1 protein-coding gene is annotated in these 833 nt (G+C 34.5%); it reads right to left on the bottom strand.

Going from position 1 to position 833, the window contains the following annotated elements; translation table 11 throughout:
• Window positions 1-32: 32 nt before the first annotated feature.
• On the bottom strand, window positions 33-833 hold an 801-nt coding region (gene erm(F), locus DXA54_RS27995; protein ID WP_120081220.1), incomplete at its 5' end, for a 23S rRNA (adenine(2058)-N(6))-methyltransferase Erm(F).

The following is an 833-nucleotide window of genomic DNA, read 5'->3' on the forward strand; positions in this document are numbered from 1 at the left end:
AAAAATCATCTTGACAACCACCCGACTTTGAACTACGAAGGATGAAATTTTTCAAGGACAACTTCCAGCATTTCCAAAAAACAGTTTACCCATTGACTTGGAGACAAACAAACAATTTGAGCATTAAGGTTTAAACCGAATTTTTCCGAAATTGACCTGACCTGACTTTTCCTGAAAATCGACTTTAAAGCTGTTTTTACAGATAAATCAGGTTTCTCTAACAGACAGGAAATAAATGCTAAGTATTTGGCTTTAAACTTAAAATCAAAAAATAACTGTTTTCTTTTAATGTTTAACAGGGCTGATTTGACAGTTGGCGGTGGAAAGAAACTTTCAGGACCTACCTCATAGACAAGTTTCAAATCAAAAAAAGTATGATAGAAAACGGTATATGGATTGTAAAGCTTCCTCGAAAATAACTTTTGTGTAGGTTCTAACTGAAGGACAATGGAACCTCCCAGAAAATTTCCAAGACTCTCAAACATCAGGATTTTGAAAATATCGGAAGTAATGCCATAAGGAATATTTGACACCACTTTGAAAGGAAATTTCGGAACTGCAAAATTCCTAAAATCACAACCGACAACTTGAACATTTCGGGCATCAGAAAATAATTTTCGTAAATGTTCAACCAAAGCTGTGTCGTTTTCAATAGCAACAACATTGTTGGCGATTTTTAATAAATGAACAGTAAGAAACCCCTTGCCTGCCCCAATATCTAAAACCGTATCCTGATTACTTATATTTGCTTGTCTTATTGCATCTTTTATTAGCACTTTATCAATAGTAAAGTGCTGACCCGTAAAACGAACGGGCAATTTCTTTTTTGTCAT

The organism is Bacteroides sp. OF03-11BH (assembly GCF_003604005.1).
GTDB classification, from domain to species: domain Bacteria; phylum Bacteroidota; class Bacteroidia; order Bacteroidales; family Bacteroidaceae; genus Bacteroides; species Bacteroides ovatus.